This window comes from Streptomyces sp. NPDC048637, from assembly GCF_040650675.1.
In the GTDB taxonomy this organism is placed as follows: domain Bacteria; phylum Actinomycetota; class Actinomycetes; order Streptomycetales; family Streptomycetaceae; genus Streptomyces.
Genome location: NZ_JBEZHQ010000006.1, coordinates 164,808 through 171,806 on the forward strand (window position 1 = coordinate 164,808; position 6,999 = coordinate 171,806).

The 6,999-nt window shown below is 70.3% G+C and carries 7 protein-coding genes and 1 tRNA gene; 4 read left to right on the forward strand and 4 right to left on the reverse strand.

Annotated elements, in window-relative coordinates; genetic code table 11:
* Positions 1 to 10: 10 nt before the first annotated feature.
* Complete coding sequence (locus AB0C46_RS11635; RefSeq protein WP_362827603.1) at positions 11 to 679, reverse strand: TetR family transcriptional regulator; 669 nt, start codon at positions 677 to 679, stop codon at positions 11 to 13.
* 103 nt (positions 680 to 782) lie between these two features.
* On the opposite strand from AB0C46_RS11635, the gene AB0C46_RS11640 reads away from it, so the two are divergent.
* From AB0C46_RS11640 to AB0C46_RS11650, 3 genes are all read left to right on the forward strand, one after another.
* Positions 783 to 947, forward strand: coding sequence for a hypothetical protein (locus tag AB0C46_RS11640; RefSeq protein WP_362827604.1), 165 nt, complete (start codon positions 783 to 785; stop codon positions 945 to 947).
* Positions 944 to 1,258, forward strand: coding sequence for a hypothetical protein (locus AB0C46_RS11645; protein WP_362827605.1), 315 nt, complete (start codon positions 944 to 946; stop codon positions 1,256 to 1,258). The genes AB0C46_RS11640 and AB0C46_RS11645 overlap by 4 nt, the downstream gene beginning before the upstream one ends.
* 215 nt (positions 1,259 to 1,473) lie before the next feature.
* Positions 1,474 to 1,549, forward strand: a tRNA-Arg gene (locus AB0C46_RS11650).
* 158 nt (positions 1,550 to 1,707) lie between these two features.
* Here the strand turns inward: AB0C46_RS11650 and AB0C46_RS11655 are convergent.
* Both AB0C46_RS11655 and AB0C46_RS11660 read right to left on the reverse strand, forming a co-directional pair.
* Positions 1,708 to 2,358, reverse strand: coding sequence for a response regulator transcription factor (locus tag AB0C46_RS11655; RefSeq protein WP_362827606.1), 651 nt, complete (start codon positions 2,356 to 2,358; stop codon positions 1,708 to 1,710).
* Complete coding sequence (locus AB0C46_RS11660) at positions 2,355 to 3,515, reverse strand: histidine kinase (protein WP_362827607.1); 1,161 nt, start codon at positions 3,513 to 3,515, stop codon at positions 2,355 to 2,357. Before AB0C46_RS11660 ends, AB0C46_RS11655 begins: the two co-directional genes overlap by 4 nt.
* A gap of 131 nt (positions 3,516 to 3,646) precedes the next feature.
* On the opposite strand from AB0C46_RS11660, the gene AB0C46_RS11665 reads away from it, so the two are divergent.
* Positions 3,647 to 4,408: a methyltransferase domain-containing protein gene (locus AB0C46_RS11665; RefSeq protein ID WP_362827608.1), complete on the forward strand. Its 762-nt coding sequence runs from the start codon at positions 3,647 to 3,649 to the stop codon at positions 4,406 to 4,408.
* Positions 4,409 to 4,562: 154 nt separating this feature from the next.
* Here AB0C46_RS11665 and AB0C46_RS11670 read toward each other — a convergent pair whose 3' ends face one another.
* The gene (locus AB0C46_RS11670; RefSeq protein WP_362827609.1) at positions 4,563 to 6,959 is read right to left on the reverse strand and encodes an excinuclease ABC subunit UvrA; all 2,397 of its coding nucleotides are present in this window, start codon (positions 6,957 to 6,959) and stop codon (positions 4,563 to 4,565) included.
* Positions 6,960 to 6,999 lie beyond the last annotated feature (40 nt).

Sequence of the window (6,999 nt, forward strand, 5' to 3'; positions counted from 1 at the left end):
CCTACACCACCTACACCACCTCTCCCGCCTTCCCCGCCTTCCCCCTCCCCTCCTCCCGCCAGTGCCGCCGCCCGATGCTGATCAGCCGCAGCTGACGACGCGCCACCCGTACGACCTGCTCGGCCGCCCCCTCCTCGCCGTCCGCCTCGGCGTCGAGCAGCGCCGCGGCCGTCGTCACCAACCGGTCCACATACAACTCGGCGAGCATCCGCACATCGTCATCGCGCCAGCCCTCCGACACCGGCTGGGACTTCAGCGCCGCCGCGACCTCCTCCGCGAACCGGTCCAGCTCACCCGCAATGGCCTGCCGCACGGCCCGCACACCGCCGTGCCGCTCGCGCGCCACGAACCGGATGTGCAGCGGATGCTGACGCACATGCTGCTCCACGACCGCGACCGTGCGGTCGATCCGCTCCTCGGCCGCGTCCTGCTCGGCGAGAATCGCCCGCACCATCACATGCAGGCTCCCCAGCGCCTCCTCGACCAGGGCGACGCCCAGCTCCCCCATGTCCCGGAAGTGCCGGTAGAACGCGGTCGGGGCGATCCCCACCACCCGCGTGACCTCCCGCAGCCCCAGACTGCTCAGGCTCTGCTCCTCCAGCAGTCCGAGCGCCGCATCGAGCAACGCCTGACGGGTCTTCTGCTTCTGGGCCTGCCGGACTCCAAGACTGTGACTCATGTCATCCAGTAAACAACCGTTCTCCGAACTACTCCACCCGGCGACGGTCGTAGACTGAAGGAACTGAGTGAACAACTGTCCTCTGGAATCGGAAAGGAAGATCATGCTCTTCCTCGTCGCAGCCCTCCTCCTGATGGGGATCATGCTGGGTACCGCGGCACACCTCCCCGTCCCCGTCACCCTCGTCGCGGCCGCCGTCATCGCCGGCTGGCTGCTCATCTTCTTCCTCCGCGAACGCCGCCACCATGACGAGGTGACCTCCCGATGACCACGCTCAGCGCAGCCATGCGGACGACTCCCACCACGCCGACCAAGGCCGCCGGCCCGACCACCTCCCGCCTCCGCTCCCAAGCGGACGGCATGGCCGTGGCCTCCTTCATCCTCGGCCTGCTCGGCACCCTCGTCCTCAACCTTCTCCTCGGCCCCTGTGCCCTGATCCTCGGCGGCCTGGCCCTGGCCCGCGGCACCAACCGCCGCGGCCGCGCCCTCCTGGGCATCGCCCTCGGCGCCGCCGACCTGCTCCTCCTCGCCCTCCTCGTCACGACGGACGGCACAGTCAGCTGGCACATCGGCGGCTGACCCCCGAACCCGGGCCCCCACCACACCACTCGGCCCGCCCCCGAACACCACGATGGCGGTGGTCACCACCCGACCACCGCCATCCCCAATCCCCGCCCCACCCCCACCTGCTCCCCCACCCGCTCCCCCACCAGGCCACGCCCACCACCCCACATCCCCAACAGAAGCAATCTGCAGCGAACAGATCAGCTACCCTGTCAGGGGTCCAATCCCCTGCCTCCGTAGCTCAGGGGATAGAGCACCGCTCTCCTAAAGCGGGTGTCGCAGGTTCGAATCCTGCCGGGGGCACCAGCCAAAAGGCCCCAGACTGATCATGGTCTGGGGCCTCTGACGGCACCAATTGACGGCAGTCCCGTCCTAGCACACCCCGGGGCGCCCTCTGCGAGAACGGCAGCAGGCGTCCAATGACGGCGTACACCGGCGGCCTTGAGCGCCTCGTAGGCGCGGCTTCAGCGCGTCAGCCCGGCGTCCTTGGCGCACAGCGCCGCCTGCACCCGGTTGTCCACCTCAAGGGCGGCCAGGATGCGGCTGACGTGCGCCTTCACCGTGCTCTCCCGCATCCCCAGACCGGTGGCGATCTCAGCGTTGGACGCACCGCCGGCCAGGAGCCCGAGCACGTCGGTCTCGCGCGGCGTCAGGCGCTCTACCCGGGTCCGGGCGGCCGCCGAGGCTCCGCGCGCGGTGTGGTGATGGTGCGCGATGAGCCGTCGGGCGGCGGAGGGGTGCAGCATGGCCTGGCCGTCGGCGACGACCTCGACGGCCCGGATGATTTCCGAGGGGTCGGTGTCCTTCAGCAGGAAGCCGACCGCGCCGGCGGCCAGCCCGTCATAGACGTACTGGTCCAGGTCGAACGTCGTGAGCATCACGACCTTGGGCGGTTCGGGCAGCGCGCTCAGCCGCCTGGTGGCCTCGATGCCGTCCATGTGAGGCATCCGCACATCCATCAGCACGACGTCCAGGCGCTGCACGGTGGCCCGTTCGAGGGCTTCCCGGCCGTCGGAGGCCTGTGCGGCGACGGTGATGCCGGGGGCGTCCTCCAGGATGTCGGTGAGCGCCAGCCGTACCAGGCTGTCGTCGTCGACGATCATCGTCCGGATCATGCCGCCCCCCTGCTGCGCTGGTCATCGAGCGGAATGGTGGCGGCCACCCGCCAGCCACCCGCTCCCGTAGGGCCGAACTCCAAACGGCCGTGGAGCGCCGCGACCCGCTCGGCCAGTCCGACCAGGCCAAAGCCGGACCCCTCGGCCGCGGCCTCGGACGAGGCGCCGGACGCATTGCGGACCACCACCATGGACTGCGGCGGACCGTAGCGCACCTCAAGCTGCGTGGTCGCTCCGGTGGCGTGCTTACGGGCGTTGGTCAGGGCTTCTTGCGCAAGACGGTGAATGGCGAGCCGATGGCTGGCCGGCAGGGAGCCGGGGTCACCCTCGATGAGCGCTTCGACCTGCTGTCCGGCCGCCCGTGCCTCGTCGATCACCGTCGAGAGTTCCGGCAGACCGGGTACCCGTGAGGCCGCCGTCTCCCCGGTGTCGTGGCCCCGCAGCACACCCAGTACGTCCCGCAGATCGCCGAGCGCCTCGGTGGACGCGGTGCGCAGCAGGCCGATCCGGTCGGCCACCGGCTCGGGGAGATCGGCGACCCGCCGCTTGAGAGCGCCGGTGTGCAGGGCGATGACCGTGAGCCGGTGGGCGAGCACATCGTGCATCTCGGCGGCGATCCGGGTGCGCTCCTCCAACCGGGCCTGCTCGGCCCGGAGCTCACGCTCCACCCGCAGACGGTTGACCTGTTCGGCGAGCGAGGCGACGTGCCGGCGGCGGTTGCCCGTCCACAGTCCGATGACCACCGCGAGCAGCAGCACCATCAGCGGCCCGTATTTGCGGGTCATCCACAGGCTGTTCCCCGGATGCGCCAGCGAACTGCCGATCATCGCGACCACCACGCACAGCCCCTCGAAGACGAACCGGCCGCGGGCGGCGCGGTGGAAGAGCACGACCAGCAGTGGGAAGAACGATCCCAGCAGCACCGCGCCGGCGACGGTGCACACCGCGGCGAGCACCGGCAGGCGGTGCCGCAGCAGGACCGAGAGGGCCAGCGCCACGGCCAGCCCGACGCGGGGGCTGAGCAATGTGCCGCCCGCACCGGTATACGCCTCCTGCACCGTTCCCGTGCCGACGACGCAGATCATCAGCACCTCGGCCCACCACGGCCAAGTCCGGCCCGTCACCTTGCCCACCGTCCGGCCCGTCACCTTGTTCACCAATTCAGCATAGGTAAGCAACACCCCTTTCACATCGGCCAGTTGGCGGCCACCACCCCCTACTTTCGTACGGGGTGGCCGCGGCGGAACGGCCGATGGAGCGGGTTCGGCCGCTGCCTAGCGTTGCGGACATGAACCCGACACCGGCCACCGCCGCAACCGCTCCCGCGATCACCGCCCCGACCGGCCCCCTACGACACAACGGCGCCACCGCGTTCCTCCGGGAAGCAGTCCGTTCCATGCGCACCACCGGCGCGGTCGCGCCGAGCGGATCCCCGCTCGCCCGGCAGCTCGCCGTGCCGCTGCCCGCCCCCGGCGGCCGCAGCCCCCTGCGCGTCCTGGAGGTCGGCGCGGGTACCGGTACGGTCACCCGCGCGCTGGCCGAGCGCATCGGGCCGGGCGACCGGCTGGACACCGTCGAGATCAACCCCCGGTTCGTACGGCTGCTGACCGAGGCGCTGCGGACGGACCCGGCGCTGGCCGACGCGTCCGAGCGGATCCGGATCGTCCCGGAGTCGATCTGCGAAACGCCGCTGCCCGAGAACGGCTACGACGTGATCGTCTCCTGTCTGCCCTTTACGAACTTCACCCCCGACGTGGTGCGTTCCCTGCTGGAGCGGTACCTGACCGCCCTGGTCCCCGGCGGGCATCTGACCTTCTTCGGCTATCTCGGCACACAGTCCTTACGAACCCTGTTCGCAGGCCGCACCGAGGCCGCCCGGCACCGCGCGGTGGCGGCCGTGCTGGCCGAGTTCTCCGCCCGCTACGGCGGCGGGGGTGGTGGCAGCATCGTATGGCGCAACCTGCCCCCCGCCCGCGTCTCGCACCTGAGGGGGCCCCAGCGGTGTGTATGTGTCGCGGACTCGGATTCTGTCGGTCAGCGATCACGATGACGCCCGGCGACCTGCTGACAATGGTGCCGCCGCCGGCCGCGTACCCCGTGATCACCGCGCCTGCTGGACTGCCGCTTCGTGCCACTGGTCCGCACCCTGGCATCGAGGTATCCAGATGAGAGAACTCGTCTCACAAAGGTGGCCGCGGCCTCGGTCAGGTGCCGACGTAAGCCGCCAGGTGCTCGCCGGTGAGGGTGGAGCGGGCGGTGACGAGGTCGGTGGGGGTGCCCTCGAAGACGAGGCGGCCGCCGTCGTGGCCGGCGCCGGGGCCCAGGTCGATGATCCAGTCGGCGTGTGCCATGACCGCAGGGTGGTGCTCGACGACGATGACCGACTTGCCGGCGTCGACGAGCCGGTCGAGCAGGCCGAGCAGTTGCTCGACGTCGGCGAGATGGAGGCCGGCGGTCGGCTCGTCGAGGACGTAGACGCCGCCCTTCTCGGCCATGTGGGTGGCCAGCTTGAGCCGCTGCCGTTCGCCGCCGGACAGCGTGGTGAGCGGCTGGCCGAGGCTCAGGTAGCCGAGCCCGACGTCGGCGAGCCGGCCGAGGATGCGGTGCGCGGCCGGCGTGCGTGCCTCGCCGTCGCCGAAGAACTCCTCGGCCTCGGCCACCGACATCGCCAGTACCTCGCTGATGTCGCGGCCGCCGAGGTGGTGGTCCAGCACCGATGGCTCGAACCGCTTCCCCTCGCACTCCTCGCAGGTGGTGGCGACACCGGCCATCATCGCCAGGTCGGTGTAGAGGACGCCGGCGCCGTTGCAGGCGGGGCAGGCGCCCTCGGAGTTGGCGCTGAACAGCCCCGGCTTCACGCCGTTGACCTTCGCGAACGCCTTGCGGATCGGGTCGAGCAGTCCGGTGTACGTGGCCGGGTTGCTGCGCCGGGATCCCTTGATGGCGCCCTGGTCGACTGACACCACACCGGATCCGGCGGGGATCGACCCGTGCACGAGCGAGCTCTTGCCGGAGCCTGCGACGCCGGTCACCACGGCAAGCACCCCGAGGGGGATGTCGACGTCGACGCCCTGCAGGTTGTGCGTCGTCGCGCTGCGGATCTCCAGGGTGCCGGTGGGTCTGCGCACCGTCTCCTTGAGGGCGGCCCGGTCGCCGAGGTGGCGGCCGGTGACGGTGCCGCCGGCCCGCAGCCCCTCGACGGTGCCCTCGAAGCAGACGGTGCCGCCCGCCGTACCGGCGCCGGGGCCGAGGTCGACGACGTGGTCGGCGATCGCGATCGTCTGCGGCTTGTGCTCGACGACGAGCACCGTGTTGCCCTTGTCCCGCAGCCGCAGCAGCAGGTCGTTCATCCGCTGGATGTCATGCGGGTGCAGGCCCGCGGTGGGCTCGTCGAAGACATAGGTGGTGTCGGTGAGTGAGGAGCCGAGGTGGCGGATCATCTTGACGCGCTGCGCCTCGCCGCCCGAGAGCGTGCCCGACGGCCGGTCGAGAGCGAGGTAGCCGAGGCCGATCTCCACGAACGAGTCGAGGGTGTGCTGCAGCGCGGTGAGCAGCGGTGCCACCGACGGCTCGTCGAGGCCGCGGACCCATGCGGCCAGGTCGCTGATCTGCATCGCGCAGGCGTCGGCGATGTTGTTCCCGTCGATCCGTGACGACCGGGCTGCCGCACTGAGCCGGGTGCCGTCACACTCGGGGCAGGCGGTGAAAGTGACCGCCCGCTCCACGAACGCCCTGATGTGCGGCTGCATGGCCTCCTTGTCCTTGGACAGGAACGACTTCTGGATCTTGGGGATCAGCCCCTCGTAGGTGAGGTTGACGCCCTCGACCTTCACCTTGGTCGGCTCCCGGTAGAGGAAGTCCTGCATCTCCCTCTTGGTGAACTTGCGGATGGGCTTGTGCGGGTCGAGGAGGCCCGACTCGGCGTAGACCCGCACGGTCCAGAAGCTGTCGGACTTCCAGCCGGGGATGGTGAACGCGCCCTCGGCGAGCGACTTGGTGTCGTCGTAGAGCTGGGTGAGGTCGATGTCGGAGACGCTGCCCCGGCCTTCGCAGCGCGTGCACATGCCGCCGGTACGGGTGAAGGTCTTTTTCACGGTCCTGGTCTTGTCGGCACCGCGATCGACGGTGAGCGCACCGCTCGCCCGGACCGAAGGGACGTTGAAGGCGAACGCGCTGGGTGGGCCGATGTGCGGCTGCCCGAGCCGGCTGAAGAGGATGCGCAGCATCGCGTTGGCGTCGGTGGCGGTACCGACCGTGGAGCGGGGGTCGCCACCCATCCGCTGCTGGTCGACGATGATCGCGGTCGTCAGCCCTTCGAGGACGTCGACCTCGGGCCGCGCCAGCGTCGGCATGAAGCCCTGTACGAAGGCGCTGTAGGTCTCGTTGATCAGCCGCTGCGACTCCGCGGCGATCGTGTTGAACACCAGCGAGCTCTTGCCCGATCCGGAGACGCCGGTGAACACCGTCAGCCGGCGTTTCGGGATCTCGATGCTGACGTCTTGGAGGTTGTTCACGCGCGCGCCGTGCACACGGATCAGATCGTGGCGGTCGGCCGCGTGCAGCGCAGGCGACTGCGGGTCCGTCTTCGGGGCCTTGCTCATCGTGTCTCCATCTGTCACGCGGGGCGCCTTCGCGGTCTCC

Bases quoted from the DNA above. Each gene is read 5' to 3' on its own strand.
- AB0C46_RS11635 (WP_362827603.1), bottom strand. From the start codon at position 679: ATGAGTCACAGTCTTGGAGTCCGGCAGGCCCAGAAGCAGAAGACCCGT.
- AB0C46_RS11640 (WP_362827604.1), top strand. From the start codon at position 783: ATGCTCTTCCTCGTCGCAGCCCTCCTCCTGATGGGGATCATGCTGGGT.
- AB0C46_RS11645 (WP_362827605.1), top strand. From the start codon at position 944: ATGACCACGCTCAGCGCAGCCATGCGGACGACTCCCACCACGCCGACC.
- AB0C46_RS11655 (WP_362827606.1), bottom strand. From the start codon at position 2,358: ATGATCCGGACGATGATCGTCGACGACGACAGCCTGGTACGGCTGGCG.
- AB0C46_RS11665 (WP_362827608.1), top strand. From the start codon at position 3,647: ATGAACCCGACACCGGCCACCGCCGCAACCGCTCCCGCGATCACCGCC.
- AB0C46_RS11670 (WP_362827609.1), bottom strand. From the start codon at position 6,959: ATGAGCAAGGCCCCGAAGACGGACCCGCAGTCGCCTGCGCTGCACGCG.